Source organism: Enterobacter cloacae complex sp. ECL352 (assembly GCF_020149545.1).
GTDB classification, from domain to species: Bacteria; Pseudomonadota; Gammaproteobacteria; order Enterobacterales; family Enterobacteriaceae; genus Enterobacter; species Enterobacter asburiae_B.
This window is the reverse complement of the sequence record NZ_CP083709.1, coordinates 1839899-1858496: the sequence shown is the minus strand read 5'-3', so window position 1 is coordinate 1858496 and position 18598 is coordinate 1839899. Positions and strand designations below refer to the sequence as shown.

The 18598-nt window shown below is 57.7% G+C and carries 11 protein-coding genes; 4 read left to right on the top strand and 7 right to left on the bottom strand.

The window, feature by feature from the left end; translation table 11 throughout:
- Nucleotides 1-9: 9 nt before the first annotated feature.
- Complete coding sequence (gene gltB, locus LBF07_RS09090; protein ID WP_094934475.1) at nt 10-4470, bottom strand: glutamate synthase large subunit; 4461 nt, start codon at nt 4468-4470, stop codon at nt 10-12.
- Nucleotides 4471-5157: 687 nt separating this feature from the next.
- Here gltB and LBF07_RS09085 point away from each other — a divergent pair.
- On the top strand, nt 5158-6099 hold the full coding sequence (locus LBF07_RS09085; RefSeq protein ID WP_112778136.1) for a TIGR01212 family radical SAM protein: 942 nt from the start codon (nt 5158-5160) through the stop codon (nt 6097-6099).
- Here the strand turns inward: LBF07_RS09085 and LBF07_RS09080 are convergent.
- On the bottom strand, nt 6079-7581 hold the full coding sequence (locus tag LBF07_RS09080; RefSeq protein WP_094934473.1) for a helicase HerA-like C-terminal domain-containing protein: 1503 nt from the start codon (nt 7579-7581) through the stop codon (nt 6079-6081). The two genes, LBF07_RS09085 and LBF07_RS09080, sit on opposite strands and share 21 nt — an antisense overlap.
- A gap of 138 nt (nt 7582-7719) precedes the next feature.
- On the opposite strand from LBF07_RS09080, the gene LBF07_RS09075 reads away from it, so the two are divergent.
- Nucleotides 7720-9366, top strand: a complete 1647-nt coding sequence (locus tag LBF07_RS09075) for a dihydroxyacetone kinase subunit DhaK (protein WP_094934472.1) — start codon at nt 7720-7722, stop codon at nt 9364-9366.
- A gap of 92 nt (nt 9367-9458) precedes the next feature.
- Here LBF07_RS09075 and LBF07_RS09070 read toward each other — a convergent pair whose 3' ends face one another.
- From LBF07_RS09070 to pepA, 5 genes are all read right to left on the bottom strand, one after another.
- Nucleotides 9459-10478, bottom strand: coding sequence for an NAD(P)-dependent alcohol dehydrogenase (locus tag LBF07_RS09070; protein WP_033146757.1), 1020 nt, complete (start codon nt 10476-10478; stop codon nt 9459-9461).
- An 83-nt stretch (nt 10479-10561) separates the two neighbouring features.
- Complete coding sequence (locus tag LBF07_RS09065; protein ID WP_039260409.1) at nt 10562-11065, bottom strand: GNAT family N-acetyltransferase; 504 nt, start codon at nt 11063-11065, stop codon at nt 10562-10564.
- Nucleotides 11066-11188: 123 nt separating this feature from the next.
- On the bottom strand, nt 11189-14044 hold the full coding sequence (locus tag LBF07_RS09060; protein ID WP_094934471.1) for a valine--tRNA ligase: 2856 nt from the start codon (nt 14042-14044) through the stop codon (nt 11189-11191).
- Entirely contained in the window at nt 14044-14487 is a 444-nt protein-coding gene (gene holC / locus LBF07_RS09055) for a DNA polymerase III subunit chi (RefSeq protein WP_008502815.1), read from the bottom strand. The genes LBF07_RS09060 and holC overlap by 1 nt, the downstream gene beginning before the upstream one ends.
- Before the next feature lie 86 nt (nt 14488-14573).
- Nucleotides 14574-16085: a leucyl aminopeptidase gene (gene pepA / locus LBF07_RS09050; RefSeq protein ID WP_023309366.1), complete on the bottom strand. Its 1512-nt coding sequence runs from the start codon at nt 16083-16085 to the stop codon at nt 14574-14576.
- A 266-nt stretch (nt 16086-16351) separates the two neighbouring features.
- Here pepA and lptF point away from each other — a divergent pair, with 266 nt between their 5' ends.
- Nucleotides 16352-17452 carry an LPS export ABC transporter permease LptF gene (lptF, locus tag LBF07_RS09045; protein ID WP_024906345.1) on the top strand — a complete coding sequence of 367 codons (1101 nt, stop codon included), beginning with the start codon at nt 16352-16354 and terminating at the stop codon, nt 17450-17452.
- Nucleotides 17452-18534 carry an LPS export ABC transporter permease LptG gene (gene lptG / locus LBF07_RS09040; RefSeq protein ID WP_047058977.1) on the top strand — a complete coding sequence of 361 codons (1083 nt, stop codon included), beginning with the start codon at nt 17452-17454 and terminating at the stop codon, nt 18532-18534. Before lptF ends, lptG begins: the two co-directional genes overlap by 1 nt.
- Nucleotides 18535-18598: the final 64 nt, after the last annotated feature.

Below are 18598 nucleotides of genomic sequence, written 5' to 3'. Positions count from 1 at the left end.
CTGAATTCCTTACTGCGCCTGCACGCGCAGCTCTGCTGCGCTACGACTACGGTGACCCAACAGGGCTTTAACATCGCTGGACTTCGGCTTAACCAGCGCGAATTTCGCAGAGAACGCTGGCCAGTTCGCCAGGATCTCTTCGCCGCGCGAAGAACCGGTATGCTGCACGTGTTCGGTAATCAAACCGCGCAGGTGTTCTTCATGGATAGCCAGCGTATCAACGTCCAGCACTTCCACCAGCTCCGGGTTCACGCGTTTGCGGAACTCACCGTCTTCATCCAGGACATACGCAAAACCGCCCGTCATGCCCGCGCCGAAGTTCACGCCGGTTTTACCCAGAACGCAAACAATCCCGCCCGTCATGTATTCACAACCGTTATCGCCAATGCCTTCCACCACGGTGATAGCACCGGAGTTACGCACCGCAAAACGCTCGCCCGCACGGCCTGCTGCAAACAGACGACCGCCGGTCGCGCCGTACAGGCAGGTGTTACCGATGATGCTGGCTTCATGGCTGCGGAAGGCTGAGCCAACCGGAGGACGCACCGCCAGCAGACCGCCCGCCATGCCTTTACCGACGTAGTCGTTGGCATCGCCGGTCAGGTACAGCTCAACGCCGCCTGCGTTCCATACGCCGAAGCTCTGACCCGCGGTACCGCTGAAGTGCGCGGTAATCGGATCCGCTGCCAGCCCCTGGTCACCGTGCGTCTGCGCGATATAACCGGAGAGGGAGGCGCCCACGGAGCGGTCGGTGTTGCGGATATCGAACCAGAACGTTTTGCTCTGCTTGTCGTCCACGTACGGTTTCGCCTGCTGCAACAGCTGCGCGTTCAGCACGCCGTTATCGAACGGCGGGTTGTTCTCGGTGCAGTAGACCGCTTTGCCAGGGTGCGGCTGCGCGGTTTCCAGCAGCTTGCTCAGCTCCAGCTTCTGCTGCTTCGCGGTGAAGCCTTCCAGCTCTTTCAGCAGGTCAGTGCGGCCAATCAGGTCCACCAGACGCTTCACGCCCAGCTGCGCCATCAGCTCGCGGGTTTCGCGGGCGATGAAGTCAAAGTAGTTGGTCACTTTGAACGGCAGACCGTGATAGTGGTTCTTACGCAGCTTCTCGTCCTGGGTAGCCACGCCGGTTGCGCAGTTGTTCAGGTGGCAAATACGCAGGTATTTACAGCCGAGCGCAACCATTGGGCCGGTACCGAAGCCGAAGCTTTCCGCGCCGAGGATCGCCGCTTTAATGATGTCGAGGCCCGTTTTCAGGCCACCGTCCACCTGCAGACGGATCTTGTGACGCAGGCCGTTCGCCACCAGCGCCTGCTGGGTTTCCACCAGGCCAAGTTCCCACGGACAGCCCGCATATTTCACGGAGGAGAGCGGGCTTGCGCCGGTGCCGCCGTCGTAGCCGGCGATGGTGATGAGATCCGCATAGGCTTTCGCTACGCCGGTCGCGATGGTGCCGACGCCCGGTTCGGAAACCAGCTTCACGGAGATCATCGCCTTCGGGTTGACCTGCTTCAGGTCGAAAATCAGCTGCGCTAAGTCCTCGATAGAGTAGATATCGTGGTGCGGCGGCGGGGAGATCAGCGTCACGCCCGGCACGGAATAGCGCAGTTTGGCGATGTACGGAGTAACTTTATCACCCGGCAGCTGGCCGCCTTCGCCAGGTTTAGCACCCTGAGCGACTTTAATCTGGATCACGTCGGCGTTGACCAGGTACGCAGGCGTCACGCCAAAGCGACCGGATGCCACCTGCTTGATACGGGACACTTTGTTGGTGCCGTAACGCGCCGGATCTTCACCGCCTTCGCCGGAGTTGGAGTTACCGCCGATGCTGTTCATGGCTTCCGCCAGCGCTTCGTGGGCTTCCGGACTCAGCGCGCCGATGGACATCGCTGCGGTATCGAAGCGTTTGAACAGTTCCGATGCAGGCTCAACGTCGTCAATGCTGACCGCTTCATCGCCCGGATTGAGGGCAATGAGGTCGCGCAGCGTTGCCGCCGGACGGTTGTTTACCAGCTCAGCGTACTGCTGGTAATCGCTGTATTCACCGCTCTGAACCGCCTGCTGCAGCGTGCGCACCACGTCCGGGTTATAGGCGTGGTATTCGCCGCCGTGAACGTATTTCAGCAGACCGCCCTGATCCAGCGGCTTACGTGCCAGCCAGGCGCGTTTGGACAGGTTCACCAGGTCCTGCTGGAAGTCTGCAAAACCGGCGCCGCCGATGCGGCTGACCACGCCCTGGAAGCAGAGGTTGGCGACCTCGTCATGCAGGCCGACCGCTTCAAACAGCTTCGAACAGCGGTAGGAGGCAATGGTCGAGATGCCCATTTTGGACATGATCTTGTACAGGCCTTTGTTGATGCCGTTACGGTAGTTCAGCATCACCGCGCGGTAATCTTTGTCGATCGCGCGGGTATCCACCAGGCGTGCCAATGTTTCGTAGGCCAGGTACGGGTAGATCGCCGTCGCGCCAAAGCCTAACAGCACGGCAAAGTGGTGCGGGTCGCGGGCGCTGGCGGTTTCAACAATGATGTTGGCGTCGCAGCGCAGGCTCTTGTCGACCAGACGCGTCTGGATAGCGCCAACCGCCATCGGGGCAGGCACCGGCAGACGGTTTTTCGCAATATTGCGGTCGGACAGCACCAGCAGAACGGTACCGTTACGCACCATCTGTTCGGCTTTGTCACACAGCGCATTCACCGTCTCTTCGAGGCTCGCTTCGGTCACGTCGAAGGTAATATCGAGCGTGTCGGCGCGGTAGTGCTCCTCTTTCATGGTGGTGAGCTGTTTGAAATCGGAGTACAGCAGGATCGGTGATTTAAAGGTCAGACGGTGCGCCTGGCCTTCGGCCTCGCAGAAGACATTCATCTCGCGACCGATGCTGGTGGCCAGCGACATCACATGCGCTTCGCGCAGCGGGTCGATCGGCGGGTTGGTCACCTGCGCGAACTGCTGACGGAAGTAATCGTAAATGATGCGCGGCTGGCTGGAGAGCACGGCAAACGGGGTATCGTCCCCCATAGAGCCGACCGCTTCCTGGCCGTTTTCACCCAGTACACGAATAACAGAGTCCAGCTCTTCCGCGCTGTAGTTAAACTGTTTCTGGAAGCTTGCAAGCGTATCGTCGTCCAGTTCGCGGCGACCCACTTCTTCATCCGATAAATCTTCGAACGGCACGAGGCGACGGACGTTTTTCTCCATCCACTCTTTGTACGGATGGCGGCTTTTCAGGTCGTGATCGGTTTCGGCAGAGTGCAGAATGCGCCCGCCGCGGGTGTCGATCACCATCAGCTCGCCCGGGCCGACGCGGCCTTTCTCGACCACTTCGTCAGGCTGGTAATCCCAGATACCGACTTCAGAGGCGCAGGTGATGAGCTTGTCTTTGGTGATAACGTAGCGCGCCGGACGCAGACCGTTACGGTCCAGGTTACAGGCGGCGAAGCGGCCGTCGGACATGACGATGCCCGCCGGGCCGTCCCACGGCTCCATGTGCATGGAGTTAAAGTCGAAGAACGCGCGCAGCTCAGGGTCCATATCCGGGTTGTTCTGCCAGGCCGGTGGCACGAGCAGACGCATGGCGCGCACGATGTCCATCCCGCCCGCCAGCAGCAGTTCCAGCATGTTATCCATGGAGCTGGAGTCAGAGCCGGTTTCGTTCACGAACGGCGCGGCATCGTGCAGATCGGGGATCAGCGGCGTCTGGAACTTATAGGTACGGGCGCGGGCCCACTGGCGGTTACCGGTGATGGTGTTGATCTCGCCGTTGTGCGCCAGGTAGCGGAACGGCTGAGCCAGCGGCCAGCGTGGAACGGTGTTGGTGGAGAAGCGCTGGTGGAACAGGCAAATGGCCGATTCCAGACGCAGGTCCGCCAGGTCCAGGTAGAAGCGCGGCAGGTCAGCCGGCATACACAGACCCTTATAGATGTTCACCAGGTTAGAGAGGCTACAAACGTAGAACTCTTTATCGTCCTGGAGACGTTTTTCAATGCGGCGGCGGGCGATAAACAGACGGCGTTCCATATCACGCGGACGCCAGCCCGCAGGCGCATTAACGAAAATCTGTTCAATACGAGGCAGCGAGGAGAGGGCGATTTCACCGAGCACCCCTTCGTTGGTTGGCACATTGCGCCAGCCGACAATCGACAGGGTTTCACGCTGAAGTTCTTCTTCGACGATGCGGCGTGAGGCGGCAGCCTTTTCAGGATCCTGATTCAGGAACAGCATGCCGACAGCGTAGTTTTTGGCTAAACGCCAGCCGCGCTCTTCCGCCACGATGCGGAAGAAACGATCCGGTTTTTGCAGCAGCAGGCCGCAACCGTCGCCGGTTTTACCATCGGCAAGAATAGCGCCACGGTGCTGCATTCGGGCCAGTGCGTGAATAGCAGTACGCACTACCTTGTGGCTAGGTTCGCCTTCTATGTGGGCGATCAGGCCGAAACCACAGTTATCCTTCTCAAGGGATTTATCGTACAACATATCAGTGAACCTCCCCAGGCTCGTCGGGCTTCCCACTGAACTTTACCGTGGCGCACAGGCACAGAAAGAGCATGGCGACGGGGTTTGCGTTTCATACGCGGACCTCGCATTCGCCCTCTTTTTCATCCTTTCGCGCAGGTAAACAAGTTTGAGGACTTGCTTCAGAGGGAATCTCAATTACTGCATAAATATGATGAGCAGGCCGCTCATCCAGAAAGCTTCCAGCGGATTTCCAACTTATCGGGAATTGGTACACAGGTCAAATGGCAATCTTATTTATACAAAAATGTGCTAAAGAGCGCTTATATCTTTGAAAGTAAATGTTATTTAACTATTTTTACATTGAATGTATGCCCTGGCAGGACGCAGCGGAGTGTGATCTGACTCACTATATGAAAGCGGTATTATCAATGTAGCGTGCTGAATAGCAGTTTTATAGCAGAATAATAATCTGGTATCGGCTGAAAACCCGCATAAACCCACTGTTTTTCAGTGGTGGCGCTATAAATGAAAAAAACAATCAGAACATAAGGAAAAGTAATCACGAATGGCGTGAATGAAATTGCAGTAATCCTGAGTATTTATTCATATAGATAAAGGCCGTCCGGGACGATTGATCCAGGTCATCGCCGACAGAGGCTAAAAGTGGCAGGCTTGTCCCCTTTCTCCGGGACGGTCTATCAGATTATGCAGTTACAGAAATTAGTCAATATGTTTGGTGGGGATCTTTTGCAGCGGTACGGGCAAAAGGTTCATAAGCTGACGCTGCACGGCGGGTTTAGCTGCCCGAATCGCGATGGCACCATCGGGCGCGGCGGCTGCACCTTCTGTAACGTTGCGTCCTTTGCTGACGAAGCCCAGCAGCATAAATCTATCGCTGAACAGCTTGCCCATCAGGCGAGCCTGGTGAACCGCGCGAAGCAGTATCTGGCCTATTTTCAGGCCTACACCAGCACGTGGGCGGAGGTGCAGGTGCTGCGCTCTATGTATCAGCAGGCCGTCAGCCAGGCTAACATCGTTGGGCTGTGCGTGGGCACGCGCCCGGACTGCGTACCGGACGCGGTGCTGGACCTGCTCAGCGAGTACAAAGAACAAGGCTACGAGATCTGGCTGGAGCTGGGCTTGCAGACCGCGCATGACAAAACCCTGCACCGTATTAACCGTGGCCATGATTTCGCCTGCTACCAGCGCACCACGCGCCTGGCCCGCGAGCGCGGGCTGAAGGTCTGCTCGCATCTGATTGTCGGCTTGCCGGGTGAAGGGCAGCAGCACGGCCTGGAGACGCTGGAAAAGGTGGTTGAGACCGGCGTGGACGGCATTAAGCTGCACCCGCTGCATATCGTTACGGGAAGCATTATGGCGAAAGCCTGGGAAGCCGGACGGTTAAGCGATATTGAGCTTGAGGACTATACGGTGACGGCGGGGGAGATGATTCGCCACACCCCGCCGGAAATTGTCTACCATCGCATCTCGGCCAGCGCCCGCCGTCCAACGCTTCTGGCACCGCTATGGTGTGAGAACCGCTGGACGGGGATGGTGGAAATCGACCGCTATCTGCAGGAGAACGGTGTGCAGGGTTCAGCGCTTGGCCGCCCGTGGGTTCCCCGTCTACCGGCGACGGCCGCCTAACAGACTTCCCAGCATGCCGCGCACTATCTGATTGGTGACCTGCCGCGCCGCGCTTTTCGCCATGGTCTGTACCACGCCGTCGCGCTTGCCGCCGCGCGGCCCGGTGCTGCCGAACAGGATGTCTTTGAGCCCCCCGAGAATACCGTCATCCACGGCGACGGACTGTCCTTTAGCGGCAGGCGCATCCTGCGACTCCGTTGTCGCCTGCACCCCTTTTTGCAACATCTCGAACGCGGACTCGCGATCCACCTCGTCTTCGTACTTCCCGTAAACCGGAGAGTGGTTAATCAGGCCGTTACGTTCATCGTCGGTAACGGGCCCCATGCGCGAGCAGGGCGCGATCACCATGGCGCGTTCCACCACGGACGGGCTGCCCTTCGCATCCAGGAACGAGATCAGCGCTTCACCGGTGCCCAACGCCTGAATCGCCGCTTCGGTATCAAAGGCAGGATTGGCGCGCATGGTTTGCGCGGCGGCTTTCACCGCTTTCTGATCCTTCGGCGTAAAGGCGCGCAGGGCATGCTGCACGCGGTTACCGAGCTGGCCGAGCACGTTATCCGGAATGTCCGACGGGTTTTGCGTGACAAACCAGACGCCAACGCCTTTGGAGCGGATCAGGCGAATGACCTGTTCAATCTTATCCAGCAAGACCTGCGGCGCGTCGTTAAACAGAAGGTGCGCTTCGTCGAAGAAGAAGACCAGCTTCGGTTTTTCCAGATCGCCCGCTTCGGGTAACTGTTCGTACAGTTCGGAGAGCATCCACAGCAGGCTGGCGGCGTAGAGCTTTGGCATCTGGTAGAGCTTCTCGGAGCTCAGAATGTTGATGATGCCTTTGCCGCTGCTGTCGGTGCGCATCCAGTCTTTGATATCCAGCATCGGCTCGCCGAAGAAGTGCTCTGCGCCCTGTTGCTCCAGCGTCAGTAACCCGCGTTGAATGGCACCCACCGAGGCGCTGTTGATATTGCCGTACTGGTTCTGGAAGGATTTGGCGTTATCGCCGATGTACTGGGTAATGGCGCGCAGATCTTTGAAATCAAGCAGCAGCAGCCCCTGATCGTCGGCAATGCGGAAGATAATATTCAGCACGCCGGACTGCACGTCGTTGAGATTAAGCAGACGGGCCAGCAGCAGCGGGCCGAGATCGGAGACGGTGGCGCGCACCGGGTGGCCTTTCTCACCAAAGATATCCCACACTACTACCGGATTGTTATGCGGCGTCCAGTCCGTAATGCCAATATTCTTCAGCCGTTCGAGCAGTTTTTCAGAGGCCGTTCCTTCCTGAGCCACACCGGTTAAATCGCCTTTCACGTCAGCCATAAAGACCGGTACGCCAATCTCCGAAAGCGACTCCGCCAGCTTTTGCAGGGTGACGGTTTTCCCCGTCCCGGTCGCTCCGGTGATGAGACCGTGGCGGTTCGCCATCGAGGGCAGTAAATACAGCTCTTTTTCCAGCGTCCTGGCAATTAACAATGGTGTACTCATGATGCGCTTCCTCTCTTTGTCCTGGGGGGAGTATAGGCAATCTGGCCGCAATTTGGTTGAGTAAATTCCTGACTTTGCGGCGCATTATCCAGCGCGGACTATGCTTTTGCATACGGTTCACAAAAATAGTGGGAAACGATGTCCAGATTCTTCTTTAACGATCGCAAACAGCTGGTCAACGATGCCATTGAAGGCATACTGCTTTCTGCGCCACACGCAAATCTCGTCAAACTTGATATCGATCCGGCCATCAGGATCGTCGCACGCGGCGACTGGGATAAAAGCCGCGTGGCGGTGATCTCCGGCGGCGGCTCAGGCCACGAACCCGCGCACGCCGGGTTTGTTGGCAAAGGGATGCTGACGGCGGCAGTGTGTGGCGATCTGTTTGCCTCGCCGAGCGTGGATGCGGTGCTGAACGCCATTGTGGCGGTCACGGGCGATCGCGGCTGTCTGCTGATCGTCAAAAACTACACCGGCGATCGCCTGAACTTTGGTCTGGCGGCAGAAAAGGCCAAACGCTACGGCCTGAAGGTGGAGATGGCGATCGTGGCGGACGATATCGCGCTGCCGGATAACAAACAGCCGCGCGGTATTGCCGGTACGGCACTGGTGCACAAGATTGCGGGCTATGCGGCGGAGCACGGTAAATCGCTAAGCGAGGTGCGGGATATTGCGCAACAGGCCTGCGATAACCTCTGGAGCCTGGGCGTTGCGATGCAAACGTGCAACCTGCCGGGCAGCGACGAGGAAGAGGGGCGCATTAAGCAGGGCCATGTCGAGCTGGGGCTGGGCATTCACGGCGAGCCCGGTGCTTCCGTCGTGGATACGCAGAACAGTAAAGCCATTATCGACACGCTGGTGACGCCGTTACGCGCGCAGGCGGGAGAAGGGCGGTTTGCGGTATTGATTAACAATCTCGGCGGCGTATCGGCGCTGGAGATGGCGCTGCTGACCAAAGAGCTGGCGCATTCGGCGCTGAAAGAGGAGATCGCGTACCTGATAGGCCCCGCGCCGCTGGTGAGCGCGCTGGACATGAAGGGCTTTTCGCTCACGCTGCTGAAGCTTAATGACTTCTTTGAAAAGGCGATTCACGCCGAGGTCGAAACGCTGGGCTGGCAGAAGCCCGTGGCGTTTGCGCCACTGCGCACCGTGGCGCATACCGCCATTCACGATCGCGTGGAATACACTCCGTCGGACAATCTGCGGGTGGGCGAGTATGTCTCCTCGGTGACGAAAACGCTGCTCCAGCTGGAAAACCGACTGAACGCGCTGGATGCCAAAGTGGGCGACGGCGATACCGGCTCCACTTTTGCGCAAGGGGCGCGGGATATTGCGCAGCGTCTGGAGGATCGCAAGCTCCCGCTTGATAACCTATCGACGCTGCTGTTGCTGGTGGGCGAGCGGCTGGCGACGGTGATGGGCGGATCGAGCGGGGTGCTGATGTCGATCTTCTTCACCGCGGCCGGGCAAAAGCTTCACGATGGTCAACCGCTGCCCGAGGCATTGCTCAGCGGGCTGGCGCAGATGAAGCAGTACGGTGGGGCAGATCTCGGCGATCGTACCCTGATCGACGCGCTGCAGCCGGCGCTTGAAGCATTGAAGAATGGCGATCTTCAGGCAGCGGCGCAGGCCGCACAGCACGGTGCCGAAGCAACGGCGAAAATGGCGAAAGCCGGCGCGGGACGTTCATCGTATGTGAATAAAGAGAATCTGGATGGGGTAATGGATCCCGGTGCGGTCGCGGTGGCTGAGGTGTTTAAGGCCATGGTAGATGCAAAACGGTAACGATCGTTACCGTTTTTAGTGTGTGCGCCCTCTCCCTGTGGGAGAGGGTTGGGGTGAGGGCATCAGGCCGCACATTCCCCGCCAATGTCACATCAAAAATCCGCTTTCAACACCACGCGGTAGCGGGCTTTGCCGTCACGCACGTGCTGGATCGCTTCGTTGATTTTCGACATCGGATACAGTTCGGTGGTCGGCGCCACTTTGGTGCGTCCGGCAAACTTCATCAGCTTGCGCAACTCAAACGGCGTACCGGTCGCGGAGCCTGACACGCTGCGATCCCCGCCGATCAGGGTAAACGCCGGAACCGGCAGCGGCTTCATTACGGCACCTACGGTGTGGAAGTTACCGCCGTAGGCCAGCGCCTCAAAGTACGGCTGCCAGTTGAGATCGACGTTAACGGTGTTGATGATCAGGTCAAACTGCCCAGCCAGCGCGTTCAGCGCGTCAGGATCGCGGCTGTTCACCACTTTATCCGCACCCATCGCCAGCACTTCTTTCTCTTTCGCCGGGTTGGAGCTGAACGCCGTGACTTCACAGCCCATCGCGTGCAGCAGCTTGATGGCGATATGCCCCAGGCCGCCAATACCAATGACGCCCACGCGGCTGGTGGCGGTGATGTGGTGCATCAGCAGAGGTTTGAAGACGGTGATACCGCCGCACAGCAGCGGACCTGCGGATTCGATATCAATGCTGTCCGGCAGCGGGATCACCCATTGCCAGTCGGCGCGCAGTTTGTCGGCAAAACCGCCCTTGTTCAGAATAGTGGGAACGGCGCCCTCGAGGCAGTTGATCTGATTGCCGCTGATACAGGCGTCACAGTGACCACAGCTGCGTGCCGTCCAGCCAATGCCCACGCGTTGGCCTACCTTCAGCCCTTTGTCCTGCGCGGCGCTACCGAGCGCCACGACGCGGCCAATGACTTCGTGCCCGGCAACCAGCGGATAGCTCGAGAAGCCCCATTCGTTATCGATCATCGAGAGATCCGAGTGGCAGATCCCGCAGTAATCAACCTGTACTTCGACGTCTTCTGCTTTTAGTTCGCCCGCATCGTACTCGTACAGCTCAAGTTCTGCACCCGCCTGCGGTGCGGCGTAGCTTTTTATCTTCGACATCGTGTTTCCCCCGTTGTGGTGTGAACTGAGAGTGTAGAGCATTCAGTTTACAGCCGCTTAACAGAAGAGGGCAGGAACGAAAGTTACAGACTTTTCAGCATTCTGACTTCGCAATCAACGTGGCCGGTACAGCCCAGCGGCGCATCGATATGCTCAAAGCCCAGATGTTCATACAGGCCGATGGCCTCTTTGAGGAAAGCGGTGGTTTCCAGGTAGCAGCGGGTAAAACCCTGCTTGCGCGCGTGGTCCAGCGCCATCAGCGCCAGCTTTTTCGCCAGCCCTTGCCCGCGCGCCGTTGGCAGAAAATACATTTTCTGCAGCTCACAGATATCCGGCTCGCTGCAGCTGAGGGGCGCCACGCCGCCGCCGCCCACAACCTGACCGTTCTGCTCGATTACCCAGTAGGCATGCCCTGGCTGGCTGTAGAGCTGGTAAAGCTCGTCCAGGTTCGGGTCGGCAACCGTGTAGCCTTTGTCAGCCGTCAGGCCATATTCGGCAGAAACGGTGCGGATAACGGCGGCGATTGCCGGGTTATCCTGCTCAGCGATCCGGCGCATCGTCGTCGCGACGGGGGTAATCACGCTCATAGCATTACTCATTACAAAAATTGACACATAACTGCTGTTAATAGCACCGCAGAAAGGGGAGTGCAAGCGAGGAGTTTTCAGGAAGGATACCCCTTACGCCCTGAAGCGTAAGGGGTAAAAGCATTACAGGGCTGCGATAACCGCCTGCTGCTCGATCAGCTTGGTCTTCGCATCGGCGAAGGCAACCAGACGCTCGCGCTCTTTCGCGATGACCGCTTCCGGCGCGCGGGCGACAAAGCCTTCGTTCGCCAGCTTGCTTTCGATTTTGCCAATTTCCACGTCGACTTTTGCCACTTCTTTCGCCAGACGAGCCAGCTCGGCGTCTTTGTCGATCAGGCCCGCCATCGGGATCAGCAGCTCGGCGCCGTCGATGATTTTGGTCACGGAAACCGGACCTTTGTCATCCGCAGGCAGCACGGTGATGCTTTCCAGACGCGCCATGGTTTTCAGGAAGGTGTTGTTCTCGTTGACGCGACGAACGGCAGCCTCGCTGCAGCCACGCAGCAGCAGCTCCAGCGGTTTGCCTGGGGCGATGTTCATTTCAGCACGGATGTTACGTACCGCAACGATCGCCTGTTTCAGCCACTCGGTATCCGCGGACGCCGCTTCATCAACCTTGGCCGCATCGAATTCCGGGAACGGCTGCAGCATGATGGTATCGGCGTTGATGCCCGCAATCACCTTCACGCGCTGCCAGATGGTTTCGGTGATGAATGGAATGACCGGATGCGCCAGGCGCAGCAGACCTTCCAGAACGGTAATCAGCGTGTTGCGCGTGCCGCGCAGCTCCGCCTCAGTGCCGCCGTTCATCACCGGCTTCGCCAGCTCCAGATACCAGTCGCAGAACTGGTTCCAGGTGAATTCATACAGGATGCCCGCCGCGATATCGAAGCGGTAGCTGTCCAGCGCCTCGCGGAACGCTTTCACCGTCTGGTTGAATTCCGCCAGGATCCAGCGGTCTGCCAGAGACAGCGTCATCTCGCCGCCGTTGAAGCCGCAATCCTGATCTTCGGTATTCATCAGCACGAAACGGCTGGCGTTCCACAGTTTGTTACAGAAGTTACGGTAACCTTCCAGACGCTTCATGTCCCAGTTGATGTCACGACCGGTTGAGGCCAGTGCCGCCAGGGTGAAGCGCAGGGCGTCGGTACCGTGAGACTCGATCCCGTTCGGGAACTGCTTCTCGGTACGCTTGCGGATTTTCTCAGCCAGCTGCGGCTGCATCATGTTGCCGGTACGTTTTTCCAGCAGATCTTCCAGAGAGATACCGTCAACCATGTCCAGCGGGTCAATAACGTTACCCTTGGACTTGGACATCTTCTGGCCTTCATCGTCGCGGATCAGACCGGTCATGTAGACGGTATGGAACGGAACCTGCGGCTTGCCGTCTTCGTCTTTGATGAAGTGCATGGTCATCATGATCATGCGGGCAATCCAGAAGAAGATAATGTCGAAGCCGGACACCATCACGCTGGTTGGGTGGAACTGACGCAGCGCGTCGGTGTTTTCTGGCCAGCCGAGGGTGGAGAAGGTCCACAGCGCGGAGGAGAACCAGGTGTCCAGCACGTCTTCGTCCTGACGCAGCGCAACGTCCGCGCTCAGGTTGTTTTCCTGACGCACTTCGTCTTCGCTACGGCCAACGTAAACGTTGCCTTCGTTGTCGTACCACGCCGGAATACGGTGACCCCACCACAGCTGACGAGAGATACACCAGTCCTGAATGTCGCGCATCCAGGAGAAGTACATGTTTTCGTACTGCTTCGGCACGAACTGAATGCTGCCGTTTTCAACCGCTTCCACAGCCGGTTTCGCCAGCACGTCGGCACGCACGTACCACTGGTCGGTCAGCATTGGCTCGATAACCACGCCGCCACGGTCGCCGTACGGCACGGTCAGATCGTGAGGTTTGATCTCTTCCAGCAGGCCGAGCGCGTCAACGGCTGCCACGATGGCTTTACGCGCGGCAAAACGCTCCAGCTTCTGGAACTCAGCCGGGATGTCGCTGGAGTAAACGTCGGATTCGTTGCCTTTGGTGTCGTACACTTCTGCGCTTTCGCGGATATCACCGTCGAAGGTCAGAATGTTGATCATCGGCAGGGCGTGACGACGGCCGACTTCATAGTCGTTGAAGTCGTGCGCCGGGGTGATTTTTACGCAGCCGGTGCCTTTTTCCATGTCGGCGTGTTCGTCGCCCACAATCGGAATACGGCGGTTTACCAGCGGCAGCACCACGAATTTGCCGATCAGATCTTTATAACGCGGATCTTCCGGGTTAACGGCCACGCCGGTATCGCCCAGCAGGGTTTCCGGACGGGTCGTTGCGACCACCAGGTAATCTTTACCGTCGGCGGTTTTTGCGCCATCGGCCAGCGGATAGCGGATGTGCCACATGGAGCCTTTAGACTCGCGGTTTTCCACTTCCAGGTCAGAGATGGCGGTGCGCAGTTTTGGATCCCAGTTTACCAGGCGTTTGCCGCGGTAAATCAGGTCTTCTTTGTACAGGCGGACGAAGACTTCTTTAACGGCGTTGGACAGGCCTTCGTCCATGGTGAAGCGCTCGCGCTCCCAGTCCACGGAGTTGCCGAGACGGCGCATCTGACGGGTAATGGTGCCGCCGGATTCCGCCTTCCACTGCCAGATTTTGTCGATGAACGCGTCACGACCGTAGTCGTGGCGGGTTTTTCCTTCTTCAGCGGCAATTTTACGCTCAACCACCATCTGGGTCGCGATACCCGCGTGGTCAGTCCCCGCCTGCCACAGGGTGTTTTTACCCTGCATACGCTGGTAGCGGATCATGGTGTCCATGATGGTCTGCTGGAAAGCATGACCCATATGCAAACTGCCGGTGACGTTCGGCGGCGGGATCATGATGCAGAAGGACTCTTTGCTTTCGTCGCCGTTAGGCTTGAAATAGCCCTGCTGTTCCCAGTGCTCGTAAAGCGGCTGTTCGATATCGCGTGGGTTATATGTCTTTTCCATTATTTCCAGGTTGCCGTATTCAGGTTAAAACCAGCCAGGCGGTACGCTTTATAGCGTTCGCGCGCCAGTTGTTTCAAAGATTCTTCGTAAGGGACAAAGTCTACCACTTCTGTGAAAGCGGTGGCAAAATCTGCAAAATCTATCCGCAGGCTAATCAGAATATCGCGCGCGCTGCTGTTGCGCTTTTGCGGCCAGGCAATTTCAACCGGTGCACCGCCGCGCGGGCCTTCGCCCGACAGATTATGCGGCACAAAACTCTCCGGGGGGCGCGCCCACAGCGCTTCATCCAGGCGAATCGCCTGCTGTTCATCTTCACAGGCAATCAGAACGCGTTTACCTGCGCGCCAACGTTCTGCGGCAATTTCACACACCAGCTGTTCTACGGCGCTGAGGCCATCCTGATGGGTGTCGTTGTCCAGAAGGTAGAACGTTGCATTCTTCATATATGGGGCTTCTTGTGCTCACTTTAAATGCTTAAGCCGGGTGGCGGCTTCGCCTTACCCGGCCTACGGTTTACTGCCGTTTTGACTTACTCGTCGCCGTTAAAACCTGCGCGGTTCAGCAGGAACTGCGACAGCAGCGCCACTGGACGGCCGGTTGCGCCTTTGGCTTTACCGGATCGCCATGCGGTGCCCGCGATATCCAGGTGTGCCCAGTTGTACTTGCGGGTGAAGCGTGCCAGGAAGCAGCCCGCGGTGATCGCCCCGCCAGGACGTCCGCCAATGTTCGCCATATCCGCAAAGTTAGACTCAAGCTGATCCTGATACTCGTCACCCAGCGGCAGACGCCATGCGCGGTCCCCGGCCTGCTCTGAGGCACCAATAAGCTCGTGCGCCAGAGGATTGTGGTTCGACATCAGGCCGGTGATATGGTGACCCAGCGCAATCACACAGGCTCCGGTGAGGGTAGCGACGTCAATCACCGCTTCAGGCTCGAAGCGCTCAACATAGGTCAGCACGTCACACAGCACCAGACGGCCTTCGGCGTCGGTGTTCAGCACTTCAACGGTCTGGCCGGACATGGTGGTCAGAACGTCACCCGGACGATAGGCGCGCCCGCCAGGCATGTTTTCGCAGCCCGCCAGTACGCCGATCACGTTGATAGGCAACTGCAGTTCCGCGACCATGCGCATCACGCCGTAAACCGCCGCCGCACCGCACATGTCGTATTTCATCTCATCCATGCCTTCGGCAGGCTTGATGGAGATACCGCCGGAATCGAAGGTCAGGCCTTTACCGACGAGCACAATCGGGCGCGCGTCTTCGGACGGATTGCCTTTGTACTCGATGACGGACATCAGGGATTCGTTCTGCGAGCCGTTACCGACCGCAAGGTAAGAGTGCATCCCCAGCTCTTTCATCTGCTGTTCGCCGATGACGCGGGTAATGACGTTTTTGCTGTAGGCGTCGGCCAGCTGACGTGCCTGAGAGGCCAGGTACGCCGCGTTACAGATGTTAGGCGGCATGTTGCCGAGATCTTTGGCCGCTTTAATGCCGGCCGCGATCGCCAGACCGTGCTGGATCGCGCGTTCGCCGCTGGTCAGCTCGCGACGGGTTGGCACGTTAAAGACCATTTTACGCAGAGGACGACGCGGCTCGCTTTTATTGGTCTTCAGCTGATCGAAGCTGTAGAGGCTCTCTTTTGCCGTTTCAACCGCCTGACGCACTTTCCAGTAGGTGTTACGCCCTTTAACGTGCAGCTCCGTCAGGAAGCAGACGGCTTCCATTGAGCCGGTATCATTCAGCGTATTGATTGTTTTCTGAATTACCTGCTTATACTGACGTTCATCCAGCTCGCGTTCTTTGCCGCAGCCAATCAGCAGAATACGTTCTGACAGTACGTTCGGAACATGGTGCAGTAACAGCGTCTGCCCAGGTTTGCCTTCCAGTTCGCCACGGCGCAGCAGGGCGCTAATATAGCCGTCACTGATTTTATCGAGTTGCTCGGCGATCGGGGAGAGTCGGCGTGGTTCAAAGACACCCACAACGATGCAGGCACTCCGCTGTTTCTCCGGGCTACCGCTTTTTACACTGAACTCCATGCACTACGCTCCTGAATCTTAAAGACAACGGCGGCAGCTACGGATAGAATTGAAACCTTTCGTAACTCATGTCCGCTGTTGTGGTGACTTCGTGTTAATCTTACGTTACTACGGTTTCGACACGTCAGAAAAAGTCCTGAAGCGTGAATCCGCCGGATGTTTTAATCTTAGCGATGATTTCGACGACTCAAGAGAATAAATGACGTTTAAGCCATGAAACAAGCGATTTTCCAGCAAAGAGACGGGTTTTTACGGGCGTATTTAAAGTGATAATCATAAGATATCTGGTGCGGGAGACGCTCAAAAGCCAACTGGCGATCCTCTTCATCCTGCTGCTGATTTTTTTCTGTCAGAAGCTGGTTAAGATCCTCGGTGCGGCCGTTGACGGCGAAATTCCAACAAATCTGGTGCTTTCCCTGCTTGGCTTAGGGATCCCGGAAATGGCGCAGCTCATCCTGCCGCTAAGTCTTTTCCTTGGCCTGCTCATGACGCTTGGGAAACTCTACACCGAGAGTGAAATCACGGTGATGCATGCCTGTGGCCTGAGCAAAGCGGTACTGGTGAAAGCGGCCATGATACTGGCGCTGTTCACGGGTATTGTCGCAGCGGTGAATGTGATGTGGGCGGGTCCCATGTCTTCCCGTCATCAGGACGAAGTGCTGGCCGAAGCGAAAGCCAACCCCGGCATGGCAGCCTTAGCCCAGGGGCAATTCCAGCAGGCGACCGACGGCAACTCCGTGCTGTTTATTGAGAGCGTTGACGGCAGTAAATTCAACGACGTATTCCTGGCGCAGTTACGTCCCAAAGGTAACGCGCGTCCTTCCGTGGTGGTTGCAGACTCCGGCCAGCTTGCTCAGCGCAAAGATGGTTCTCAGATCGTGACGCTGAACAAAGGCACCCGTTTCGAAGGCACCGCCATGCTGCGCGACTTCCGTATTACGGATTTCCAGAACTATCAGGCCATTATCGGCCATCAGGCGGTGGCACTCGATCCAACGGATACCGAGCAAATGGACATGCGTACCCTGTGGAATACCGATACCGACAGAGCGCGTGCTGAGTTCCACTGGCGTATTACGCTTGTCTTCACCGTGTTTATGATGGCGCTGATTGTCGTTCCGCTGAGCGTGGTGAACCCGCGCCAGGGCCGCGTGCTCTCTATGCTGCCGGCGATGCTGCTTTACCTGATCTATTTCCTGCTGCAAACCTCGATTCGTTCTAACGGCGCGAAGGGTAAGCTGGACCCTATGGTCTGGACATGGTTCGTCAACAGCCTGTACATCTTACTGGCGCTGGGATTAAACCTGTGGGATACGGTGCCTGTGCGCCGCATACGTGCCCGATTCTCGCGTAAAGGAGCCATCTAATGCAGGCGTTTGGCGTTCTTGATCGCTATATCGGTAAAACCATTTTTACCACCATCATGATGACGTTGTTCATGCTGGTGTCACTCTCCGGCATTATCAAATTTGTCGATCAGCTGAAAAAAGCCGGCCAGGGGAGCTATGACGCGATGGGCGCGGGGATGTATACCCTGCTCAGCGTGCCGAAAGATGTGCAGATTTTCTTCCCGATGGCGGCCCTGCTGGGCGCGCTGCTGGGGCTGGGGATGCTGGCGCAGCGCAGTGAGCTGGTCGTTATGCAGGCCTCGGGCTTTACCCGCATGCAGGTTGCGCTGTCGGTAATGAAAACCGCGATCCCACTGGTGCTGTTGACCATGGCGATTGGCGAGTGGGTCGCGCCGCAGGGCGAACAGATGGCGCGTAACTACCGTGCGCAGGCCATGTACGGCGGCTCGCTGCTCTCGACTCAACAAGGTTTATGGGCGAAAGACGGTAAAAACTTCGTCTACATCGAACGGGTGAAGGGGAATGATGAGCTGGGTGGGGTGAGCATCTATGCTTTCGATGACCAGCGCCGTCTGGAGTCAGTCCGCCACGCCTCTTCGGCAAAATTTGACGCCGAACATAAACAGTGGCGTTTGTCCCAGGTCGATGAGTCTAACCTGACCGATCCGAAACAGATTACGGGTTCTCAGACGGTAATCGGTACGTGGAAAACCAACCTGACGCCCGATAAGCTCGGTGTTGTGGCGCTGGATCCTGACGCGCTCTCCATCAGCGGTTTGCACAACTATGTGAAATACCTGAAGTCGAGCGGACAGGACGCAGGACGTTATCAGCTCAACATGTGGAGCAAGATCTTCCAGCCGATGTCCGTGGCGGTGATGATGCTGATGGCGCTGTCGTTTATCTTCGGCCCGTTACGCAGCGTGCCGATGGGCGTGCGCGTCGTGACCGGTATCAGTTTCGGCTTTGTGTTCTACGTGCTCGATCAGATCTTCGGTCCGCTGACGCTGGTTTATGGCATTCCGCCGATAATTGGTGCGCTGCTGCCAAGCGCCAGTTTCCTCCTGATCAGCCTCTGGCTGCTGTTGAAACGCTCCTGATTGACCTCTCCTCGCTTCCGGTTAACCGGGAGCGAGGCTAATCTCCTGTTTCACCCCGCACTTT

Excerpts from the sequence above, each read along its gene's own strand:
- gltB (WP_094934475.1), bottom strand. The coding sequence starts at position 4,470 with ATGTTGTACGATAAATCCCTTGAGAAGGATAACTGTGGTTTCGGCCTG.
- LBF07_RS09075 (WP_094934472.1), top strand. The coding sequence starts at position 7,720 with ATGTCCAGATTCTTCTTTAACGATCGCAAACAGCTGGTCAACGATGCC.
- LBF07_RS09060 (WP_094934471.1), bottom strand. The coding sequence starts at position 14,044 with ATGGAAAAGACATATAACCCACGCGATATCGAACAGCCGCTTTACGAG.
- LBF07_RS09065 (WP_039260409.1), bottom strand. The coding sequence starts at position 11,065 with ATGAGCGTGATTACCCCCGTCGCGACGACGATGCGCCGGATCGCTGAG.
- LBF07_RS09085 (WP_112778136.1), top strand. The coding sequence starts at position 5,158 with ATGCAGTTACAGAAATTAGTCAATATGTTTGGTGGGGATCTTTTGCAG.
- holC (WP_008502815.1), bottom strand. The coding sequence starts at position 14,487 with ATGAAGAATGCAACGTTCTACCTTCTGGACAACGACACCCATCAGGAT.
- LBF07_RS09070 (WP_033146757.1), bottom strand. The coding sequence starts at position 10,478 with ATGTCGAAGATAAAAAGCTACGCCGCACCGCAGGCGGGTGCAGAACTT.
- pepA (WP_023309366.1), bottom strand. The coding sequence starts at position 16,085 with ATGGAGTTCAGTGTAAAAAGCGGTAGCCCGGAGAAACAGCGGAGTGCC.
- LBF07_RS09080 (WP_094934473.1), bottom strand. The coding sequence starts at position 7,581 with ATGAGTACACCATTGTTAATTGCCAGGACGCTGGAAAAAGAGCTGTAT.
- lptG (WP_047058977.1), top strand. The coding sequence starts at position 17,452 with ATGCAGGCGTTTGGCGTTCTTGATCGCTATATCGGTAAAACCATTTTT.